The sequence below is a fragment of the Cardiobacterium valvarum genome (assembly GCF_900460955.1).
GTDB classification, from domain to species: Bacteria; Pseudomonadota; Gammaproteobacteria; order Cardiobacteriales; family Cardiobacteriaceae; genus Cardiobacterium; species Cardiobacterium valvarum.
Genome location: NZ_UFUW01000001.1, coordinates 684,488 through 704,374, shown reverse-complemented (window position 1 = coordinate 704,374; position 19,887 = coordinate 684,488). Strand labels below are relative to the sequence as shown.

The 19,887-nt window shown below is 59.4% G+C and carries 20 protein-coding genes; 9 read left to right on the top strand and 11 right to left on the bottom strand.

Annotated elements, in window-relative coordinates; all coding sequences use genetic code 11:
- Position 1 precedes the first annotated feature (1 nt).
- The 8 genes from DY250_RS03380 to DY250_RS03345 are packed head-to-tail and all read right to left on the bottom strand — an operon-like array spanning position 2 to position 8,295.
- Positions 2–1,126, bottom strand: a complete 1,125-nt coding sequence (locus tag DY250_RS03380; protein WP_115610918.1) for a D-alanyl-D-alanine carboxypeptidase family protein — start codon at positions 1,124–1,126, stop codon at positions 2–4.
- Positions 1,127–1,134: 8 nt separating this feature from the next.
- Positions 1,135–1,791, bottom strand: coding sequence for a septal ring lytic transglycosylase RlpA family protein (locus DY250_RS03375; protein WP_115610917.1), 657 nt, complete (start codon positions 1,789–1,791; stop codon positions 1,135–1,137).
- Positions 1,791–2,804: a lytic murein transglycosylase B gene (gene mltB, locus DY250_RS03370; RefSeq protein ID WP_115610916.1), complete on the bottom strand. Its 1,014-nt coding sequence runs from the start codon at positions 2,802–2,804 to the stop codon at positions 1,791–1,793. The genes DY250_RS03375 and mltB overlap by 1 nt, the downstream gene beginning before the upstream one ends.
- Positions 2,801–3,931, bottom strand: coding sequence for a rod shape-determining protein RodA (rodA, locus tag DY250_RS03365; protein ID WP_050809143.1), 1,131 nt, complete (start codon positions 3,929–3,931; stop codon positions 2,801–2,803). The genes mltB and rodA overlap by 4 nt, the downstream gene beginning before the upstream one ends.
- Complete coding sequence (gene mrdA / locus DY250_RS03360) at positions 3,924–5,810, bottom strand: penicillin-binding protein 2 (RefSeq protein WP_115610915.1); 1,887 nt, start codon at positions 5,808–5,810, stop codon at positions 3,924–3,926. Before mrdA ends, rodA begins: the two co-directional genes overlap by 8 nt.
- A complete protein-coding gene (locus tag DY250_RS03355; RefSeq protein ID WP_245951011.1) occupies positions 5,807–6,253 on the bottom strand; it encodes a rod shape-determining protein MreD in 447 nt (148 codons plus the stop codon). Before DY250_RS03355 ends, mrdA begins: the two co-directional genes overlap by 4 nt.
- A gap of 22 nt (positions 6,254–6,275) precedes the next feature.
- Positions 6,276–7,238, bottom strand: coding sequence for a rod shape-determining protein MreC (gene mreC, locus DY250_RS03350; protein ID WP_115610914.1), 963 nt, complete (start codon positions 7,236–7,238; stop codon positions 6,276–6,278).
- A 7-nt stretch (positions 7,239–7,245) separates the two neighbouring features.
- Positions 7,246–8,295: a rod shape-determining protein gene (locus DY250_RS03345; protein ID WP_115612752.1), complete on the bottom strand. Its 1,050-nt coding sequence runs from the start codon at positions 8,293–8,295 to the stop codon at positions 7,246–7,248.
- Between the two features lie 103 nt (positions 8,296–8,398).
- Between DY250_RS03345 and gatC the strand changes: the two genes are divergently transcribed.
- From gatC to DY250_RS03330, 3 genes are all read left to right on the top strand, one after another.
- Positions 8,399–8,689: an Asp-tRNA(Asn)/Glu-tRNA(Gln) amidotransferase subunit GatC gene (gene gatC / locus DY250_RS03340; protein WP_115610913.1), complete on the top strand. Its 291-nt coding sequence runs from the start codon at positions 8,399–8,401 to the stop codon at positions 8,687–8,689.
- A gap of 3 nt (positions 8,690–8,692) precedes the next feature.
- Entirely contained in the window at positions 8,693–10,147 is a 1,455-nt protein-coding gene (gene gatA / locus DY250_RS03335) for an Asp-tRNA(Asn)/Glu-tRNA(Gln) amidotransferase subunit GatA (RefSeq protein WP_115610912.1), read from the top strand.
- A 61-nt stretch (positions 10,148–10,208) separates the two neighbouring features.
- Positions 10,209–11,060: an endonuclease/exonuclease/phosphatase family protein gene (locus tag DY250_RS03330; RefSeq protein WP_245951010.1), complete on the top strand. Its 852-nt coding sequence runs from the start codon at positions 10,209–10,211 to the stop codon at positions 11,058–11,060.
- Positions 11,061–11,126: 66 nt separating this feature from the next.
- Here the strand turns inward: DY250_RS03330 and DY250_RS03325 are convergent, their stop codons facing one another.
- Positions 11,127–11,843, bottom strand: a complete 717-nt coding sequence (locus DY250_RS03325) for an endonuclease/exonuclease/phosphatase family protein (protein ID WP_115610910.1) — start codon at positions 11,841–11,843, stop codon at positions 11,127–11,129.
- A gap of 73 nt (positions 11,844–11,916) precedes the next feature.
- Here DY250_RS03325 and cls point away from each other — a divergent pair, with 73 nt between their 5' ends.
- The 6 genes from cls (at position 11,917) to DY250_RS03295 (ending at position 17,856) form a co-directional block, all read left to right on the top strand.
- On the top strand, positions 11,917–13,383 hold the full coding sequence (gene cls, locus DY250_RS03320) for a cardiolipin synthase (RefSeq protein ID WP_115610909.1): 1,467 nt from the start codon (positions 11,917–11,919) through the stop codon (positions 13,381–13,383).
- 167 nt (positions 13,384–13,550) lie between these two features.
- Positions 13,551–13,835 carry a type II toxin-antitoxin system RelB/DinJ family antitoxin gene (locus tag DY250_RS03315; RefSeq protein ID WP_115610908.1) on the top strand — a complete coding sequence of 95 codons (285 nt, stop codon included), beginning with the start codon at positions 13,551–13,553 and terminating at the stop codon, positions 13,833–13,835.
- Positions 13,822–14,091 carry a type II toxin-antitoxin system RelE/ParE family toxin gene (locus tag DY250_RS03310; protein ID WP_115610907.1) on the top strand — a complete coding sequence of 90 codons (270 nt, stop codon included), beginning with the start codon at positions 13,822–13,824 and terminating at the stop codon, positions 14,089–14,091. Before DY250_RS03315 ends, DY250_RS03310 begins: the two co-directional genes overlap by 14 nt.
- 102 nt (positions 14,092–14,193) lie before the next feature.
- On the top strand, positions 14,194–15,168 hold the full coding sequence (locus DY250_RS03305; protein ID WP_115610906.1) for a carbohydrate kinase family protein: 975 nt from the start codon (positions 14,194–14,196) through the stop codon (positions 15,166–15,168).
- Positions 15,165–15,911, top strand: a complete 747-nt coding sequence (locus tag DY250_RS03300; RefSeq protein ID WP_115610905.1) for an SMI1/KNR4 family protein — start codon at positions 15,165–15,167, stop codon at positions 15,909–15,911. Before DY250_RS03305 ends, DY250_RS03300 begins: the two co-directional genes overlap by 4 nt.
- On the top strand, positions 15,904–17,856 hold the full coding sequence (locus DY250_RS03295) for a sucrose-specific PTS transporter subunit IIBC (RefSeq protein ID WP_115610904.1): 1,953 nt from the start codon (positions 15,904–15,906) through the stop codon (positions 17,854–17,856). Before DY250_RS03300 ends, DY250_RS03295 begins: the two co-directional genes overlap by 8 nt.
- Before the next feature lie 178 nt (positions 17,857–18,034).
- On the opposite strand, the gene DY250_RS03290 is transcribed toward DY250_RS03295, so the two are convergent.
- Positions 18,035–18,823: a hypothetical protein gene (locus tag DY250_RS03290; RefSeq protein ID WP_115610903.1), complete on the bottom strand. Its 789-nt coding sequence runs from the start codon at positions 18,821–18,823 to the stop codon at positions 18,035–18,037.
- Positions 18,820–19,773: a 1-phosphofructokinase gene (gene pfkB, locus DY250_RS03285; protein WP_115610902.1), complete on the bottom strand. Its 954-nt coding sequence runs from the start codon at positions 19,771–19,773 to the stop codon at positions 18,820–18,822. Before pfkB ends, DY250_RS03290 begins: the two co-directional genes overlap by 4 nt.
- Positions 19,774–19,887: the final 114 nt, after the last annotated feature.

The following is a 19,887-nucleotide window of genomic DNA, read 5'->3' as shown; positions in this document are numbered from 1 at the left end:
TTCAGAAAAGCAGTTTGATGCTATGCCAGGAACGTTTGAAGAAACCCGCTTTATCTACGGCTTCGCCTGCAATAGCGGGCAAGGTCGCATAGACTTTGTCCCCAATTTTGACGCGGATGGTACCGATTTCTTGCCCAGCAGCAAGTGGGGCAATGATGGGCTTATTCAAATCAAGTGAGACTACGACTTTGCTTTTATCGCTCACCGGTAGCATGAGTTTGACATCGTGCTGTGGGCGGACGTTGATTTCATTCACTGTACCTTTGTAAACAGGAACAGCGGACAGATTCTGCCCTTCTTTGATGACAACGGTTTCTTCAAATTGGGCGAAACCGTAGTTAAAGAGTGCCTGAGATGCATCGTAACGATCACTCTCTTTGTCAGCACCAAGAACAACAGCAATGAAGCGGATGTTACCGCGTTTTTCCGAGCTGGCGAGACAATAACCCGCTTCTTTGGTATGCCCAGTTTTCAAGCCATCAATACTGGCGTTACGCCACAGCAGACGGTTGCGGTTGTCCTGCTTGATTTTGTTATAGGTGTAGTTTTTTTGTCCGTAGAGATGGTAGTACTGAGGATGGTCATTGATGATATGGCGCGAGAGGATAGCAATGTCTTCCGCCGTGGTGTAATTCTCGGGGTCGGGCAGGCCGGTCGGATTGGTGTAGTGGGTGTCCCTCATGCCGAGCTGTGCCGCCTTGCGGTTCATCATCTCGGTAAAACCATCCATCGAGCCGCCAAGATATTCCGCCAAGGCGACAGCCGCATCGTTGCCGGACTGGATAATCAGCCCTTGCAGCAAATCCTGCACAAAAACTTGTTTGTTCACTTCGATAAACATGCGTGAACCTTCCTGTTTGTAGGCGTTTTGGCTCACGGTAATCGGCGTATCCGGGGTCAGTTTGCCGTTTTCCAGCGCTTCGACAACGAGGTAAGCGGTCATCAGTTTGGTGATGCTGGCGGGCGGCAGTTTTTCGTTGGCGTTTTTGCTGAGCAGGATTTGCCCGCTCGCAGCGTCGGTGAGGATGTAGCTTTTGACCGGTAGTTCCGGGGCGTTTTGTGCTAAGACAAAGCCGCTGTAAACAGCGGCGATGTTCAGGATAAGTTGACGGAACAGGTGTCGCATCACGTTTCCTATTGTAGTGCGCGGATTTGGACTTGGGCGACGCCTGCATTGAGGGTGCCAAGTTCTTGGGCGGCAGCACGGGACAAATCAAGAACGCGGTTGCCGTGGAAAGGGCCACGGTCATTGATGCGGACGACGACTTTACGTCCGTTAGACAGGTTAGTGACTTCGACGCGGGTGCCAAGCGGTAATTCTTTATGTGCCGCTGTCATCTCATTCATATTGTAGGTTTCGCCGTTGGCAGTTTTGCGACCATGGAAGGGGTTGCCGTACCAAGAAGCAGGACCTTGTTGTTCGAAGCCTTTGCTGTCAGCCAAGGTTTGGTAGCGTTTACCGAGAACGGTATAGCTGTAGCTTTTGCGACCGCTGCTTTTGGTAATGACATCGCCTTTGGCGTTGTTGTCTACAAGGTTGCGCAGGTTTGGGCGGGTAAAGTCAATGTTGCGCAGGGCTTTTCTGTCTTCACCGGCAAGCAGCGCTTTGGTTTTGGCTTCTTGCGAAGCGAGGGTTTTTTGCGGTTGGGTAAAATCGATTACTTTAACGATATTCACCTGCTGTTCTGCTGTAGCCGACGCGGGTTCGGCTTTATCCGCCGCTGTTTCTTCCGCTTGTGCGGTAAGTGCAGCCGCTGCGATAGTTAGCACCAGAAGTTGTTTTACGTTCATTATCTCAATTTGCTCTCTCTTTTGTGTCTGATTCGGTCGGCAAGATCGCCGACCGCCATGGCATAAAGCGGGGACGCATTATAGCGGGTGACAACGTAGAAGTTGTTATAGGTTATCCACCATGCTTTTTCCTGCTCTGATGCGTCAACGACAAGGCTTCCGACTGTTTCCGTGCCATTATCACCGATTTCTTTTATTAAATCTATGTCATTTTTCAGATTAGAATCTGTCAAAAGTGTATGAATTTGGTAATGCGGTTTGTGGTCGTTGCCAAAGGCGGCAAGCGATGGTTTTGCGGGCAGGCGGTATTTGTAGCGCCCGTTTTTCTGCCAGCCACGTACTTGCAGGTAATGGGCGATGCTACCAATGGCATCAGCCGGACTGTACCAAAGGTCAATGCGTCCGTCCCCATCAAAATCCACCGCGTCGTTGTAGTAGCTGCTCGGCATGAACTGCGCCATGCCCATCGCTCCGGCATATGAGCCTTTGATGGCAAGCGGGTTACGGTTTTCCCGCTTGGCGAGACGCAGGAAGTAATCGGTTTGTTCGCAGAAAAACGGGGAGCGAGGCGGATAGTCAATGCACAGGGTGAGCAGTGATTGCCAGACGGGGGTGGTGCCTGTGACTTTGCCGTAGCGGGTTTCTACGCCGAGGATTGCCACGACAATGGCGGGGTCAACGCCGTATTGTGCTTCGGCACGTACCAGTGTAGCCACATTGGCATCCCAAAAAGCGACACCGTCATCTGTACGCGCCTGATCTTCGAAAATTTTGCGGTATTCGTACCACGGCTTGGTTTTTTCTGCCGGTTTGCTGATTTTGGCAAGGACGCCGTCATCACGTCCAACGGCCAGCAGCAAAGCTTGCAGATAGTCGGCGTCATAACCGTCGCGGGCAGCGAGCTCCTGCATCATTTTGATAGCGGCGGGGTTGGTGCCGTAGCTGTTGTCGGCTATAGCATGACCGCTGAGGATGCAAGCGGTGATTAGTGTGAGCAGTCGGCGTATGGTCATAGGTGTTCCTCATCTTTTTTTTCGCGGAAACCGCCAGCGAGATTCATTGCCAGGGCAAAACCTGCCATCAACGACAGGATGGAGCTGCCCCCGTAACTGATCATCGCCAGCGGCAGGCCGACCACCGGCAGGATACCGCTGACCATGCCGATGTTGACAAAGACGTTAATAAATAAGGTCAGAAGGATGCTGGCTACCATAATGCGGGCAAAGCGGTCAGTGAGGTGCAGGGCAAGGTAGAGGCCACGCGCAATAATCAGTCCGTAGCAAAGCAGCAGCAGGCCGACACCGATGAGGCCGGTTTCTTCGGCGATGACGGCGAAAATGAAGTCGGTGCTGGATTCAGGCAGGAATTCGAGTTGGGATTGGGTACCCTGCATGTAGCCTTTGCCGGACAACCCGCCGGAGCCAATGGCGATTTTCGACTGGATGATGTGATAGCCGTTGCCGAAGGGGTCAGCTTCGGGATTGAAGAGGGTAAGGACGCGGTCACGCTGGTATTCTTTGATGCCGAACATCCAGAAGAGTGGCAGGCCGATAGCGGCCAGCACCCCGCTAAGGGCGATGATCCAGCAGGGTAGTCCGGCGAGGAAAAGGGTAATGAAGCCGGAAGCGCTGACCAGCAGCGCGGTACCAAGGTCGGGTTCTATAAAGATCAGGATGACCGGTACTGCGATGACGAGGATGGCAAGGATAACGCTGCCAATGCCGGGAATGGCGGCGCGGATGGTGACGAGCCAGGCGACCATCAGCGGAATGGTCAGCTTGGCAAGTTCGGACGGTTGGATACGGGCGATGCCGATGTTGAGCCAGCGCTGCGCGCCGTTACTGCGGGTACCGATGATCAACACCAGCAACAGCAATACCAGGGTCAACCAATAAGCGGGGGCGGTGAGGCGGCGGATGTAACGCGGCGGCACGGCGATAATGGCCAGCAAGACGCCGATAGCGGCGGCGAAGCGCAGGGTTTGCCGCATCATGATGTCTTCATCGCCGCTGCCCGCACTGCGCAGAATCAGCAGGCTCGCCCCCATCAGCACCAGCAAGCCGAACAACATCGGGATATCAATGCGGCGCAGCCATTCGCCGACCAGTTGCCGGACGCTTTTCTTGCGCACGTCATGCATCAGCATCGTTCTGCCCCCTGAGGTAGTAATCGGTGATTTGCCGCACCAGCGGTGCGGCAGTGGAGCTGCCGCCGCCACCGCGCTCTACGACCATGCTGATAGCGACGCGCGGTTTGTCGGCGGGAGCAAAGGCGATGAACATGGCGTTGTCCTGCTCCTCCGCACCGAGCTCGTGTGCGTGTACCCGCCGCTCGGTTTTGAACGACACCACCTGCACTGTGCCCGATTTGCCCGCCATGCGGTAGGTCAGCCCGCGCGAAATATTGCGCGCGGTACCATAGGCGCTGTGGATGACGTTGACCATGTCCTGGCGCACCGTATTCCAGATGCCGGATTCATAAACGGCCACTTTCCCTGTATCCGGCGGGGCTTTGATGGCAGTAAAAGCCGCCGTTTCCGGATCATAGTAGCGCTGCAGCAGACGCGGCGTAAATTCGCTGCCGTCGCGGGCAATCAGCGCGGCCATGTAAGCGAGTTGCAGCGGCGTGGTGGTGAAAAAACCCTGCCCAATGCTGCAATTGATCGTGTCACCAATAAACCACGGCACCTTGAAGCGCTTTTGCTTCCATTCGCGCGTTGGCACAATGCCGCTACCTTCATCCGGCATGTCAATACCGGTGGGGATACCGAGGCGGAAATGGCTGGCAAACTCGGCGATACGGTCAATGCCGAGCTGGTAGCCGAGGGTGTAGTAATACACGTCGCAGGATTGCGCCATAGCGCGGTCAGCATTGACCGAGCCGTGCCCGCGCCGGTTCCAGCAGTGGAAACGCCGCGCCGCGCCGGGTACGCGAAAATAACCAGGGCAACTGACACGGGTATAGGGGGTAAATACGCCATAGTGATAGCCGGCGAGGCTCATGAACGGCTTGATAACCGAGCCTGGCGGATAACGGCCCTTCAGGGCGCGGTCATACATCGGCCCATGCGGGTCTTCCAGCAGGCGTTTGTACTGCCGCTGCGTGATGCCTCGCGCGAACAGGTTGGCATCAAAGCCGGGCTTGCTTACCATCGCCAGCACCTCGCCGCTCTGCGGGTCGATCAACACTGACGAGCCGCGATAATCGCCAAGGATACGGTAAATAAACGCCTGCAATTCAATGTCAAGGCTGAGGTAAATATCCTGCCCGCGCACGGCAGGCTGCTCGTGCATCAGGCGGACGATATTACCGTTGGCGTCTGTCTCAACCTGCTGATAGCCGGGGCGTCCCCGCAAGCGGTCTTCATACTGCTGCTCAATACCGGAACGGCCGATATATTGCAGGCCGCGATAATCATCAGGATTGAGCGTTTCCAGATCTTCCTCGCTGATGCGGTTGGTGTAGCCAATCACATGCGAGGCGAGTTCGCCATAGGGATAGTAACGTTCGTAGTATTCCTCGACCGACACCCCCGGCAGGCGGTACAACTGCACCGCCAGACGGTAATAATCCTGCTCGCTGATAGATGCCTTCAACACCGCCGCTTCATAACGGCGCGTCTGCTTGTACAGGCGGAAAAAACGCTCACGTTCTTCCGGCAAGAGCGGCAGGATTTCATCCACCGCATCCACTGTCTCGCGTACATTCACCGTTTGTGACGGACTGATGATGACGCGGTAGCGCAGAATATTCTCGGTCAGCGCCCGCCCCTTGCAGTCATAAATCGTGCCACGTTCCGGCACAATCGCCTTAAGACGCATCCGGTTACTCTGCGAACGGGTGCGGAAATAATCATAACGCAGCACCTGCAAATACCCCATGCGGGCAAACAGGCCGAGAAAACCGGCAAACACCAGCATGGCAGAGAGGACGATACGGCGGGAAAAAGACTGTTGCAGGCGCGCTTCCTCATCGCCCTGCTCATTGCTGCTCAGCGGGTCGGCACGCCAGCGCTTCATGAAAAATCCCCCAGGACACGGCACGCCGTGCGGTCAGCCAGGTAACGAAGAAACGGCAGGCAGAGCAGTGCCAACACCCCGCCCCACAACCAGCCGGGCGGTGCTGGCACCCCCTGCCAGGCAAAAAGCAGGAGGCAGCGCAGCACCTGCAAGGCAAATGCAAGCAGACACAGTACCAGCACACTTACCGCTGGCGCCGCCATACGCCATACCCCGGGGAACGGCAGCGACATCAGCGCCGCCAGTGCATAAAAAAGGGCATGAAAGCCAAATGGCGCGGCGGAAGCCACGTCCATCAACAGGCTGACCGGCAACAACCAGCGCCACAGCGGCAATTGTGGCACAAACAAAAAGAAATACAGGGCGGCCACAATCACCACATCCGGCAAAACGAACCACGATGCATAAAAATCCGTACCCACCATCAGCACCCATAGCAGCAAAAAGAGCAGGCCGACCGGATAACTACTGCGCATCCGCATGAGCTCCCCCTTCGGGCACGACCCCGTTCTTGTCACTTTCGCCAGCGTCTCCCTTTGCCGCCGACACGTCTGGCAGCGGCGGCCCGACTGGCACCACCACCTGCGGCTGATAGGCAATATGCCGCTGGTCAAGCAGCAGCACTTCCAGCATGGACTGCAAATGCGCCAGCGGCCGCAGGCGCACCGTTATGGATGACGCACGGCTGTCTCGCTCAACCGCTGTCACCTCAGCGACCGGATAACCACGCGGATAAATCCCGCCCAAGCCTGAACTGACCAGGCGGTCACCGACCTGAATATCACTGTCGGCGCGCAGGGCGGGCATTTCCAGCGAACCATAACCGGTACTGCCGAAAACCAGTGTGCGCTGCTGTGTGCGCGCCACATACACCGGCACCCGGCTGCGGGTATCGGTTATCAACATCACCCGCGACTCATGCGCGAATACCTCGACCACCTGCCCGACCAGACCATACGGATCAATTACTGCCTGATTCACATACACGCCATCCCGCATACCCTTGTTCAGCGTAACCAGTTCACGATAGCCGTCAATGGACGTATCGCTCAACTCGGCAATCAGCACCGGATCCGTCACATCCAGCAGCGAATCCATCAACATCCGCAAGCGGCGGTTTTCTGCCTGAAAATGTCCCAGCAGCTGCACCTGCGCACGCAACTCCTGATTTTCCTGCTGCACCTGCAACAACAACGCGTGTTCATCCTGATGCGCCGCCAGTTTCTGCCAACCGGCCTGCGACCAGCGCATTGGCGCGTGCAGCACCGTGCGCACCGGCGCATAAACCCCGTCATGCAACCAGGCGTAGGGATACGTCAGCCAGCCGCGCTGCGTGAGCACCAGCAAAAAGGCCGCAACAAACAGCGCCCCAAACACAGGACGCAGCCGCAATTCCTGTGGCGCATCCGGCGAAAAATCAAACCACATCGTGCAATCAGGACATCAAAAACGATGCTACGCCACGCTGATCCAACAATTCCAAAACCTTGCCACCGCCGCGCGCGACGCACGTCAACGGGTCCTCGGCAATAATCACCTTCAAGCGGGTCTCTTCCATCAACAAACGATCCAGATCACGCAGCAGCGCACCGCCGCCAGTCAAAACAATACCGCGATCGGCCACGTCCGCCGCCAACTCCGGCGGCGTCAATTCCAGTGCCTGCTTGATCGCGCGCACGATCCCGCCTAACGGTTCCTGTAATGCTTCCAGCACCTCATTTGAATTAATACTGAAACTGCGCGGCGCACCTTCCTGCTGGTTCGTACCACGCACCTCCAGCTCGCGGATTTCTGAAGACGGATAGGCGCAGCCGATTTCCTTTTTGATCCGCTCCGCCGTCGGCAGTCCGATAACAATGCCGAAATTGCGGCGCACATAGTCAATAATGGCGCTGTCGAAACGGTCACCGCCGATACGCACCGACGTCGAATACACAATCCCGTTCAGCGAAATCACTGCCACTTCCGACGTGCCGCCGCCAATATCAACGACCATAGAACCGTAGGCTTCATCAACCGGAATCCCGGCACCAATCGCAGCCGCCATCGGCTCCTGAATCAAGAACACCTCACTGCCGCCGGCGCCTTCCGCCGCGTCACGAATCGCGCGTTTCTCCACCTGCGTCGCCCCGGACGGCACACACACCAAAATACGCGGGGCAGGGCGGAAAAAGCCCTTCCGGCGGTGCACTCGGTGAATAAAATGCTTCAACATCATGGAAGTAATCTTGAAATCGGCAATCACCCCATCCTGCATTGGCCGCACCGTGGTGAGATTCCCCGGCGTCCGTCCCAGCATCTGCTTCGCTTGCGAACCATAAGCGACAATCTTCTTGCGCCCGTCCTGCGGATCCTCGGCAATCGCGACCACCGAAGGCTCGTCCAGTACCAGTCCTTCACCACGCACATAAATCAGCGTGTTAGCCGTCCCTAAGTCAATCGACAAATCACTGGAGAACATCCCGCGAAACAAATTAAAACCCATAAAAAAGCCTCTGCTTGCGAATAGAAAACCACCGAAAACGGTGCAAACCAAAGCGCGGTATGATACCTTCCCAAGCGTTTTTTTGAAGGATTTTTTAACCGCCATGAGCCAATTGGACCCCGCAACCATCGCGAAAACAGCCGCACTTGCCCAGCTCGAAATCAGCGAAACAGACCTGCCCCGACTCGCGCAAGAACTCGGCCAAATCTTCGAACTCTTCAACACCATCAACACCCCGGAAATCAGCGCCACCACCCCGCTCTCCCACCCGCTTGGCGAAACCCAGCGTCTGCGTGCCGACACTGCCATCGCGCGCGACATGATGCCGAGCATCGAAGAAAACGCGCCTGCCGCTGAAAACCGCTACATCACTGTTCCCAAAGTCATCGAATAACCCATGCACACCCTCAGCCTACGCCAACTCGCCGCCAAACTCGCCGCCCGCGACATCAGCGCGCGTGAACTCTGCGACTACCACATCGCGCGCATCGAACAACACAACCCAACGCTCAACGCCTACCTCACCCCGACCTTTGCCCACGCCCGCGCCGCAGCGGACGCCAGCGACGTCCGCCGCGCCAAAGGCGAAACCCTCGGTCCGCTGGACGGCATCCCGATGGCGCACAAAGACATCTTCTGCACCAACGGCATCCGTACCACCGCCGGCAGCAAAATGCTCGCCAACTTCATCCCGTCCTACGACGCCGGCATCGTCGAAAACCTTGCCAACGCAGGCGCCGTCATGACCGGCAAACTCTCGATGGACGAATTTGCCATGGGCTCGTCCAACGAGCACAGCGCCTTCGGTGCCGTGAAAAACCCGTGGCAGCACGAATATGTCCCCGGCGGCTCATCCGGCGCATCCGCCGCTGCCGTCGCAGCCCGCCTCGTGCCCTATGCCACCGGCAGCGACACCGGCGGTTCCATCCGCCAACCTGCCGCCTGGTGTGGCATTACCGGCATCAAGCCAACCTACGGCACCCTGTCACGCTGGGGCATGATTGCCTACGCCTCCAGCCTTGACCAGGCAGGTGCCTTCGCCGCGAGTGCCGATGACCTCGCCCTCGTCCTGAACGGCATGGCCGGGCACGATGCGCGCGATTCCACCTCCAGCCCGCAGACTCGTACCATTTTCGACCAGGAACTTGACCGCCCGCTCACCGGCATCCGCATCGGCCTGCCGCGCGCCTACTACCGCGAGCTCAACGCGCCAATGGCCGACATCATCCACGCCGCCGCCAAAACCTACGAAACCCTCGGCGCGACCTTGGTGGACATTGGCCTCGCAAACAGCGACGCCGCCATCGCCAGCTACTACATCATCGCCTGCGCCGAAGCCTCATCGAACCTCTCGCGCTATGACGGCGTGCGCTACGGTCACCGCTGCGCCGACCCCGCAGACCTGCAAGACATGTACCGCCGCAGCCGCAGCGAAGGCTTCGGCGCCGAAGTACAACGCCGCATCCTCATCGGCACCTATGCCCTCTCTGCTGGTTACTACGACGCTTACTACGAGCAGGCGCGCCGTGCCCGTCATGCCATCCTGAACGGCTTCAAAGCCGCTTTTGCCGAGGTGGACATCATCCTCACCCCGACCACGCCGTACCCTGCCTTCAAACTCGGCAGCCAGTTGAACGACCCGGTAGCGATGTACCTTGGTGATCTCTACACCGTGCCGGTTAACCTTGCAGGACTCCCCGCCATCAGCCATCCGGCGGGTAACATTGACGGCCTGCCGGTCGGCTGCCAGCTCATCGGCCCACACTTTGCCGAACCGCGCCTGCTCAACTGCGTACACCAGTACCAGCAGCAGACTGACCATCACCGGCAAATCCCCGCCGCTTACCGTTAAACCCCAAAAACCGCCGTCAGGCGGTTTTTTTTCATATCGCATAACCGCCATGAAAACGCTGATGACCCGCACCCTGCACATCTTCGCCCTGCTCAGTCTCGCCGCGCTCATCTGTGGCCAACTCGGCCGCCTGTACTGGTTCGCCGAACTATTCAGCCATTTCCTGCCCTATTACGCCGCCGTCTTCCTCCTCGCCGCCTGCCTGCCGCGCGGCAAGCATTGGGGCGGCTTTTGGGCTGTCGCTACTCTCGCCTCTATCCTGTGGCTGCTGCATCCTCTTTCCCTGGCAAACGCGCCCCAAGCGGGAGAACGCCTCATCTGGTACAACGTCCACCTCAACAACCCCGATGCTGCCGGTGAAAGCACTGCCCTGCTGGCAGAAAAGGCCGACATCCTCGCCTTGGCGGAAATCAATCTGGATAATCCCGGCTGGCAACGCCTGCGCGCACACTATCCGCACGGCTGCCAACATCAGGAAACCAGCCCGTTTGCCCTTGCCCTGTGGAGCGCCGTGCCGCTTGCCCGCTGCGACATCGCCTACAGCGGCAATTTCCCCTACATCCGCGCCACAACTACCGACGGCACCGCCCTCTACGCCCTGCATCCGCCGCCGCCCATCAGCAGTGCCCTCGCCGCAGCCCGCATCGCCTACCTGCATGACACCGCTGCACGTATCGCCGCCGAACCGCGCGCCTTGGCAGTCGGCGACCTCAACAGCAGCCCCTATTCCCCACATTACCGCGATTTCCTGCATACGAGCGGCGCCACGGCGACCACCCGTTATCTCACCCCGACCTGGCGCCCGCTCTTTCTCAACCTGGATCATGCCCTGGTGAAAAACCTGACTGCCGATACCACACCGCTGCCGTGGCAATATTCCGATCATCGCCCGCTGCGCGTGGATTACCGCTGAACCAAGGTATTACCCCGCTTGACGGGTCCAGTATTGACGCCGCTTGGCGCAGTCGCTGGCAATGCCCTATTCCACTTCCACCAAAAGCGGCAGATGGTCGCTGTCTGCATGATGGCTGACCTGGCAGTCGCCGGCAAAGGCGCCTTTGAGCAGGGCGTGATCCAGCGCTTTGTGCGGTTTCCAGCTGGGGAAGGTCGGGGCGTCATCACCGAGACGGCGGTAGCCGTGGCGGGTAAGGATTTGCAGTTGCGGCGCATCCGGGGTGCAGTTGAAATCCCCCGTGATCAGCACGTCCGGATAGGCGCTGAGGCGGTTCCTGATAAAGCGCAGTTGTTTGTGCTGGTCGAGTGCGCCGAGGCTGAGGTGGACGTTGGCAACGACGAGTTCGCCGTCGTTGCAGGCGACCGCCGCCGCCAGCACACCGCGTCCTGGGATGCGCGAGGGCAGCGGCACATTCAGCACTTCGCGTAGCGGTCGCTTGCTGAGAATCAGGTTGCCATGCAACGAGAGTTTGCCGAGGCGGCGGTTCACTTGCGCGAGGTGGTAGTGGAAGCCGGTCAGCTCGCGCAGCTGTTCGACGTGGTTCTTGAAGCCGTTGCGCAGGCCGCCGAGGTCGATTTCTTGCAGGCAGACGAGGTCGAAATCGCGGATGTAGGCGGCGATGCGGGCTAGGGTTTTGCGCTTGGCCGGGCCGGGCAGGAACTGGCGGTGCCATTGGTAGGTGTAGCTAAGGTAGCTGCGGGCGTTGATGGCGGCCTGGATGTTGTAGCTGAGAATGCGCATAGTCGGTGAGACTGGGGGGATGCGGCCATTATAGCGGCTATACTTGCCGTCTCTTTTCCACCGCGAGGCGCGTATGCACTGGCTCGAACTCTTTTTCCTCTGCCACTTTATGCTGACGGTTTCCATCGCCCTGCGCGTCATTTACGCGCGCCGTTCCAGTAGCGCGGCGCTGGCGTGGCTGGCGGTGCTCTTTGCCTTCCCCTATTTCGGCCTTCTGTTATACCTGTTGATTGGTGAGCCGAAACTGGGGCGGGCGCGCGCCAAGCGGCAGGCGGAATTGCACGCCTTTCACGACGCCTTTGCCGACCGTTTTCTGCCGCCGCAAGCCGTGCCGCTGTGCGAAACGCGCTTCCGCCAGATTGCCCGCCTGGTGCAGGTGGAAGCGGGCTACGTCGCAACCGGCGGTAACGATACCCGTCTGCTCGCCGACACCGACGCCATCCTGCAAGCCTTCACCGCCGACATTGACGCCGCGCAACATTGCTGCCTGCTGGAGTTTTACATCGTCGCAGGCAATGGCCGCGTGGATGCCGTGCTGGAAGCGCTGATGCGGGCGGCAGGGCGCGGGGTGCGCTGCCAGCTGCTCGCCGACGCACTCGGCAGTCAAGGCTTCTGGCGCTCGGCCTGGCCGGATAAATTGCGTGCGGCCGGGGTCGAACTCACCGAAGCCCTGCCTTTCAGCCTGTGGCATGCGCCGTGGGTACGTGGCGACTTGCGCAACCACCGCAAAATCCTCGTCGTGGACTACCGCATCGCCTACACCGGCAGCTACAACCTCGTTGACCCGCGCCTTTTCAAGCAGGACGCGGGCGTGGGCGAATGGGTCGATGCCGTCATGCGCTGCGAAGGCACAGTAGCGCAGGAACTGGCGGCAGTGTTCTACGGCGACTGGGCAGTCGAGAACGAACACAACCTCAGTGTCACCCTCGAACACCTGAACCGCTACGCCGACGAAATGCCCGACCGAGCGACCCTGCCGCGCGTAACCGGCGGCGCACTGCTGCAAGTCATCCCCTCGCATCCGGGCGGCGATACCGCGCTGGTGTACGACGTGCTGGTCAACGCGCTGAACATCGCGCAGGAAAGCGTCATCATCAGCACGCCGTATTTCGTGCCGGACGAAACCCTGCTGAACACGCTGATTATCGCCGCCCGCCGTGGTGTGGCAGTCACGCTGATCGTGCCGCGCCGCGTCGATTCACGACTGGTGCGCTACGCCAGCCGCGCCTACTACCGCCCACTGCTGGATGCCGGCGTGTGCCTGAAAACCTTCGACGCGGGCCTGTTGCACACCAAAGCCGTGGTCATCGATAACCGCTTCGCCCTTTTCGGCACGGTCAACATGGACATGCGCAGCTTCTACCTCAACCTCGAAGTCAGCCTCGCTGTCTATACCCCGGACACCGTCGCCGCTATCCGCACCCTGCTCGACGGCTACCTTGAACAGAGCGAAGCGGTCGAGCTGAAAAAATGGGAACAGCGCCGCCGCCTGCAACGCTTCATCGAACGCTGTGCAAGATTGGTGAGCCCGTTGCTGTAAAGAGGCTTGTCTGCGTCTTACATCGCTCCTATAGTCGTTTCAAATAGAACTGATACGGTGTTGGCTCGCCTCGTCGTACTATTTGTACTGTCTTCGGCTCGCTGCCTTGTCTCAGCCCTATTTGAAACGACTATGCCATGACATCCCACTACCACCACGGAGCAATCATGAATACCACAACCTTTCATATCCCCTTGGATGATGACCTGAAGCAGCGCGCCTTTGCTGTTATCGAGCGCTCTGGCCTGACCCCGACCCAGGCCGTGCGCCTGTTTCTAACCCAAATTGCGGAAACCGACAACGTACCGCTTGCGCTGGATGACCAGGACCACAGCGCCGAGTACGAAAAAAACCCCATCACCATGCAAGCCGTGCAGGATGCGCGCGATGGCAAGGTAACCCGCTACGCCAGCTTCGACGACTTCATGGCAGAACTGCATGAAGAACATTGAGCTGACCGGCCAATTCAAGCGGGACGCCAAAAAACAATACCTGGAATTGCTGACCCCTGCCTGGGCAGAAGTCCTGCATTGCCTGTCCAGCGGCCTAACACTGCCCACAAAATATCGGGATCATGCCTTGACGGGCAATCTCAAAGGCATAAGGGACTGCCACATCAAGCCCGACCTTATACTGCTCTACCGCCTGGAAGCAGAAAACGTAACCCTGATACGCCTTGGCAGTCACAGTGAACTCGGCATCACCTAAGTCCCTAAAAACGCCTGCAAAACTGCCGCTTCTTACCAATTGTCAATCCCTGGCCCAGCCGCTACCATTAACGGCAAACCACAACCAGCCACAGGAGGAAACATGGCGCTTTATGCCATCGGTGAAGCCCTCATCGACTTCGTTCCCAGCCGCAGCGGCAAACCCGACGCCGACATGCACTACACCCCCGCTGTCGGTGGCGCGCCGCTCAACGTCGCTGCCGCTTACGCCAAACTCGGCGGCACCAGCTACATCCTGAGCCAGGTCGGCGACGACGCCTTCGGCGCGCAAATTGCTGCCACCGCCGCTACCGCCGGGGTGGACACCCGCTATCTGCAACGCACGTGCGAAGCCAAAACCGCGCTGGCCTTCGTCACCCTGCACGACGGCGGCGAGCGCGAATTTGCCTTCTACCGCGATCCCTCGGCGGACATGCTCTATGCGCCGGAAAACCTCGCCGCCATCACCCCGCAGGCGGGCGACATCCTGCACTACTGCTCGGTGTCGCTGGTTCCCTGCCCGATGCGCGAGGCACACCGTGCCGCCATCGACAAATTCCGCGCCGCCGGTGCCGCGATTTCCTTCGACATCAACCTGCGCCTGCCGCTGTGGAAGAACCCGGCTGACCTCTACGCCGCCGTGCACGAATTCCTGCCGCTGGCCGACATCATCAAAATCTCCGACGACGAACTCGCCTTCGTCACCGGCGAAAGCGACCCCGCGCGCGGCATCCCGCAGCTTTTTCAGGGACACGTCAAATACGTCGTCTATACCTGCGGCGCAAACGGTGCAGCCATCTATGACCGGCACAGTGACCGCGCGCGCGGCTGGACGGACGCTTACCGCGTCAACGCTGTGGACGCCACCGGCGCAGGCGATGCCTTCATCGGCGGCCTGCTTGCTGAAATCGCGCACCTCGGTCTGTCCGTGCATGGCGACCTCAGCGACGCGCAAATCAATGCCCTGCTCGATCACGCCGCGAAAGTCGGTGCCATCACCACCCTGCAACGCGGTGCCATCAACAGCATGCCCGACCGCGCCCGCCTGCACGACTTCACCGCCAGAAAGCCCAAATGACTACCGCCTGTCCCGCCGCACTGCGCGACTTCCTCAACGCCCGGATTGGGCAGGATGGCGCCCTGTGCGGCAGCCTGCCGGAGGTCTATGCCGATGCCGACGCGCTTGACGCCTTTCAGGACGGCTACAAAGACGACGAATACGACGGCACAGCGGGCTACCTGAAACCCAGCCAGTACGTCATCTGCACCAACGACTTCGCCGACCCGTTCATCATTGACCTCGACGAAGCGGCGGTGGGCTATCCTGTGGCCTTCGCCTACCACGGCCAGGGCAGCTGGCAACCCTTTCCCGTTGCCGCCAGCCTCGCCGCCTTTACCGACACCCTGCGCCACCTCGCCGCTTGCAGGGACGACCCGGCACAAGCCGCTGCCTATATCGAACAGCACTGCGCAGTGGACAACCCATACTGGCAGGAAGTCTGCGCCGAACTGCGCGAAGCCGCAGAAACCGCCACAGAAAAAGAGGACGAACCGCACTATGACCCCTACGACTGGGAACGCGGCAGCCTCGTCATCACCGCCATCGGTTCCAACCCCACCGCCGTGCGGCAATGGCTGGCGCACTACCTGAACCTCAGTCCGGCGGCAGCACTCGCCCTCAGCCGCGCAGCAGAAATCACCTGCGACGACAACATCGCCCGCAAATTCGCCGCTCCGCTACTGGCCGCGCTCACCAAACGCGGCGCCACCGCCGTATTCCGCCCCCATCACCCATCACCAGGAGACAACCCCCATGAATGAATACCGCCAGACCGCTGAAGCCATCATCGCGGCCGTCGGTGGCAAAGAAAACATCGCCGCCGCGACGCACTGCGCCACCCGCCTGCGCATGGTGCTCAAAGACGAAAACAAAATCGACAAGGCCGCCATTGACACCGTCCCGCTTGCCAAAGGCAACTTCCTCACCGCCGGACAATTCCAGATCATCCTCGGCACCGGCACTGTGAACAAAGTCACCGCCGAACTGCTCGACATCACCGGCGTCAAACAAGTCAGCACACAGGAAGCCAAAGACCTCGGCGCCGCCAAAGGCAACCTGCTGCAACGCTTCGTCAAGACCCTGTCGGACATCTTCGTCCCCATCATCCCCGCCATCGTCGCCGGCGGTTTGCTGATGGGCCTGAACAACGTCCTCACCGCACACGACCTCATCATCAAAGGCAAAACCCTGATTGAGGCCTACCCGCAATGGGCGGGGCTGGCGGAAATGATCAACACCTTCGCCAACGCCCCCTTCGTCTTCCTGCCCATCCTCATCGCCTTCTCGGCGACACGCATCTTCGGCGGCAACCCCTTCCTCGGCGCCGTCCTCGGCATGATCATGGTGCACCCCGACCTCACCAACAACTACGCACTGGCCAAAGCCATCGAAGAAGGCTCCCTGCAACACTGGAACATCCTCGGCTACGACATCGCCCGCGTCGGCTACCAAGGCACCGTGCTGCCCATCCTCGTCTCAAGCTGGATACTCGCCAAACTCGAAACCAGCCTGCGCCGCATCATCCCCGCCAGTGTTGACCTGCTGCTCACTCCGCTGCTCGCCATCTTCATCACCGCACTACTCACCTTCACCGTCGTTGGCCCGTTCACCCGCGACGCCGGTGTTGCCTTCACCGATGCCGTGCAATGGCTCTACAACACCGCCGGCGTCATCGGTGGCGCTGTCCTCGGCGCCCTCTATGCGCCCGTGGTCATCACCGGCATGCACAACAGCTTCATCCCGGTCGAAACCCAGCTCATCGCCGACATCGCCAAAACCGGCGGCACCTTCATCTTCCCGATCGCAGCGATGAACAACATCTCGCAAGGCGCAGCCGCCTTCGGCGCCCTCATCTCCACCAAAAACGCCAAACTCAAAACCGTCGCCTCGGCATCGGGCATCTCTGCCGTGCTTGGCATTACCGAACCGGCCATGTTCGGCGTCAACCTGCGCCTGCGTTACCCCTTCTACGCCGCCCTCATCGGCACCGCCTGCGCCGCCGCCTACATCACCCTCTACCACACCAAAGCCGTCGCCCTCGGCGCAGCGGGCATCCCCGGCATCATCTCGATCGGCGCGCAATACCTCACGCCGTACATCATCGGCATGGCGATTGCCTTCGCCATCACCTTCAGCCTCACCCTTGCCTTCTCACGCAGCCGCTACAACCCGGAACGGCAAACCGCCCCGGCAGCCGCTGCTGCTGAAAGCGCACCTGAAACCCCTGCCACCGCTGCCCCGGCAGAAAAAGCCGAAAAACCTGCCGACCCCATCCCCGCCGAATGGGTCATGCCGATTGCGGGCGACATCCTCGCCGCCAGCGACATCCCCGACCCGGCTTTTGCCGCCGGTGCACTGGGCGCGAGCTTCGCTATCAACCCAGCGGACGGCACCGTACGTTCACCGGTGAACGGCCAAATCGCCACCGTCTTCCCAACCCGCCATGCCATCGGCATCGAAGCGGATAACGGCTTGGAAATCCTCATCCACTTCGGCATCGACACCGTCAAACTGGACGGCGCGGGCTTCACCGCTCTCGTCAAAGAAGGCGAACGCGTCAGCGCCGGCCAAGCCATCCTGCAAGTAGATCTGGACGCCATCCGCGACAAAGTGCCGAGCCTCATCACGCCTATCATCTTCACCGCTTACGATGACGGCGAAACCGTCACCATCGCAGACGGCAAACCGCAGATTACGAAGGCCTGACGAGTGCCCAACAAAAACGCCCCACAAGGGGCGTTTTTCATGCCGGGCCGCCAAGCGGCGTCGTTACTGGGCTTCGCATTAGGCGGCGTCGTTACTGGCCCGCCAAGTGAGGCAAAACGGAGGCGTCATGCGAGAAAAAGGCAGGCAATGCCCGCCGTGGTTTATGCCTGCTAGCTGTTTATTGTTTTGTGGTAGCAGCGTCAGCTTGGGTTGGTGCCGTATCTATCGGCAGGGCAGCTTGCGGCAAGGCTTGTTGTGTAGGCAGACGCGGCAATTGCAGGAAGTCCAGTGCCTGATTCGCGCATTGCAGTGCGGTCTCCTGGGCGTAATCACGGATGCGGGCAGCGTCGTTTTCCAACCATTGCTCACGGGTCAGCGCCTGTTCGCTTTTGCGATCGCACCAAAGGGTGCGTTTGATTTTCGCCGCTGGCAGCTTCAAGGTAATGTCGCCGGCATATTCGAGGGTAAAGGTGTCTCCTTTACCGTAGTAGAGATGCCAGGCGACGGGGGTGGTGCTGATGGTGAGGTTGTCTTTGGTTGGGGCGACAGTCGCCGGGTAGCGTTCAGCCAGCAGTTTGTTGAGGACGCGGGTCGGTTCGCTGCTGTGGATTTCTTCCGCCGCTTCTTGGCGGATTTTATTTTTGACGGCACCTTGCAGCGGTTGTCCATTGTTGCTGAAGCGATCGCGCGGACCGTCGCCTTTGGGGCTTTTATAGTTGTAGCTACCGGTCAGTACGGCGAAGGCGATATTGACCCCGACATCGGTACCGACTTTGCCGCTACGGGTATGAACAAGCAGCGGCTCTTCATAGCCAACCGGCAGCGGCTGCACAACAATGTTGTGGGTTCGCACATAGGCCAGTTGTTCCGGCGTCAGTGACGGATCGCTTTGGGGGAAAAAGGCGCATCCCGCCAGCATCACGGGGATGCTGGCGGTCCACAGATTATGGACGATGGCTCGCTTCATGCGCGGCTTTCACCTTCGCGGGTGATGACGACCCAGCCTTTGAGCTGTTCGATGCGTTGCTGGCCGGGGAGGTAAGTGCCGACATGTTCGATGTTGGAGGCGCTGTATGCGGTGGCGGTGCGGGCCATTTCCGCCATGTCGTGGCCAAGGAGGAGACCGCGAATGGTACCGGCCACCATGGCATCACCGGCGCCGACGGTGCTGGCAACACGTACGCGTGGCGGTTTGGCGTGTACGGCTTCTTTTTTGGTGACGAACCAGGCACCTTGGCCGCCCATGGAGACGACGACGATTTTCATGCCGCGTTCGATAAAGCCGCGCGCTTCGCGGATGATGTCTTCGTCGCTGCTGAGTTCGCGACCGCACATTTCTTGCAGTTCGTGGATGTTGGGCTTGATCATGTCAGGCAGGATGTCGGCCTTCATGGTTTCTGCCAGTGCTTTGCCGCTGCTATCGACCACGATGTATTCGAATTTGCCGTGGTATTTGGCGACGATGCGGGCATAGAGGTCTTTCTCGACACCGGCGGGCAGGCTGCCGCCCATCATCAGCACACGCGCGGTACCGATGTTTTGCTCGATGTAATCCCACAGTTGTTGTTGGTATTCTTCGGGGACGAAGAGGCCGGCCGGGTTGATGTCGGTGGTTTCGCCGTTGCTGCCGTCCACGATTTTGATGCAGGTGCGGGTTTCGCCGGGAATGCGGATGCAGTGGTCGATAACGCCATGCTGTTTGAAGGTACGCACGAAGCGTTCTTCGTTATCAGCGCCCATGAAGCCGGTGGCACTGGTGCTGATGCCGGCGTCGGCGAGGTTGATGGCAACGGTGAGGCCTTTACCGCCGACGGTGATATCCACTGCTTGCGCACGGTTAACGGCATCGCGTTGCCAGCCATCCACGTGAACGGTCATATCGATAGCAGGGTTGGCGGTGATAGTGATGACTTCCATTGGTTCTCCTTAGATCTTTGGGGGGATGTCAGACGCCGCAAGCGGCGGGTTAAGGGTAAATTTAGTAAAAATTTGCGCGCATTATACGGTTTCGTTATAGGGGCGGCGTTTTTT

What these genes read in the sequence shown, in the direction of transcription:
- pfkB (WP_115610902.1), bottom strand. Translation starts at nt 19,773, where the DNA reads ATGGAAGTCATCACTATCACCGCCAACCCTGCTATCGATATGACCGTT.
- DY250_RS03315 (WP_115610908.1), top strand. Translation starts at nt 13,551, where the DNA reads ATGAATACCACAACCTTTCATATCCCCTTGGATGATGACCTGAAGCAG.
- DY250_RS03375 (WP_115610917.1), bottom strand. Translation starts at nt 1,791, where the DNA reads ATGAACGTAAAACAACTTCTGGTGCTAACTATCGCAGCGGCTGCACTT.
- gatC (WP_115610913.1), top strand. Translation starts at nt 8,399, where the DNA reads ATGAGCCAATTGGACCCCGCAACCATCGCGAAAACAGCCGCACTTGCC.
- DY250_RS03380 (WP_115610918.1), bottom strand. Translation starts at nt 1,126, where the DNA reads ATGCGACACCTGTTCCGTCAACTTATCCTGAACATCGCCGCTGTTTAC.
- DY250_RS03290 (WP_115610903.1), bottom strand. Translation starts at nt 18,823, where the DNA reads ATGAAGCGAGCCATCGTCCATAATCTGTGGACCGCCAGCATCCCCGTG.
- rodA (WP_050809143.1), bottom strand. Translation starts at nt 3,931, where the DNA reads ATGCATGACGTGCGCAAGAAAAGCGTCCGGCAACTGGTCGGCGAATGG.
- mltB (WP_115610916.1), bottom strand. Translation starts at nt 2,804, where the DNA reads ATGACCATACGCCGACTGCTCACACTAATCACCGCTTGCATCCTCAGC.
- DY250_RS03325 (WP_115610910.1), bottom strand. Translation starts at nt 11,843, where the DNA reads ATGCGCATTCTCAGCTACAACATCCAGGCCGCCATCAACGCCCGCAGC.
- DY250_RS03300 (WP_115610905.1), top strand. Translation starts at nt 15,165, where the DNA reads ATGACTACCGCCTGTCCCGCCGCACTGCGCGACTTCCTCAACGCCCGG.
- cls (WP_115610909.1), top strand. Translation starts at nt 11,917, where the DNA reads ATGCACTGGCTCGAACTCTTTTTCCTCTGCCACTTTATGCTGACGGTT.
- DY250_RS03345 (WP_115612752.1), bottom strand. Translation starts at nt 8,295, where the DNA reads ATGGGTTTTAATTTGTTTCGCGGGATGTTCTCCAGTGATTTGTCGATT.
- mreC (WP_115610914.1), bottom strand. Translation starts at nt 7,238, where the DNA reads ATGTGGTTTGATTTTTCGCCGGATGCGCCACAGGAATTGCGGCTGCGT.
- DY250_RS03305 (WP_115610906.1), top strand. Translation starts at nt 14,194, where the DNA reads ATGGCGCTTTATGCCATCGGTGAAGCCCTCATCGACTTCGTTCCCAGC.
- gatA (WP_115610912.1), top strand. Translation starts at nt 8,693, where the DNA reads ATGCACACCCTCAGCCTACGCCAACTCGCCGCCAAACTCGCCGCCCGC.
- DY250_RS03330 (WP_245951010.1), top strand. Translation starts at nt 10,209, where the DNA reads ATGACCCGCACCCTGCACATCTTCGCCCTGCTCAGTCTCGCCGCGCTC.
- mrdA (WP_115610915.1), bottom strand. Translation starts at nt 5,810, where the DNA reads ATGAAGCGCTGGCGTGCCGACCCGCTGAGCAGCAATGAGCAGGGCGAT.
- DY250_RS03295 (WP_115610904.1), top strand. Translation starts at nt 15,904, where the DNA reads ATGAATGAATACCGCCAGACCGCTGAAGCCATCATCGCGGCCGTCGGT.
- DY250_RS03310 (WP_115610907.1), top strand. Translation starts at nt 13,822, where the DNA reads ATGAAGAACATTGAGCTGACCGGCCAATTCAAGCGGGACGCCAAAAAA.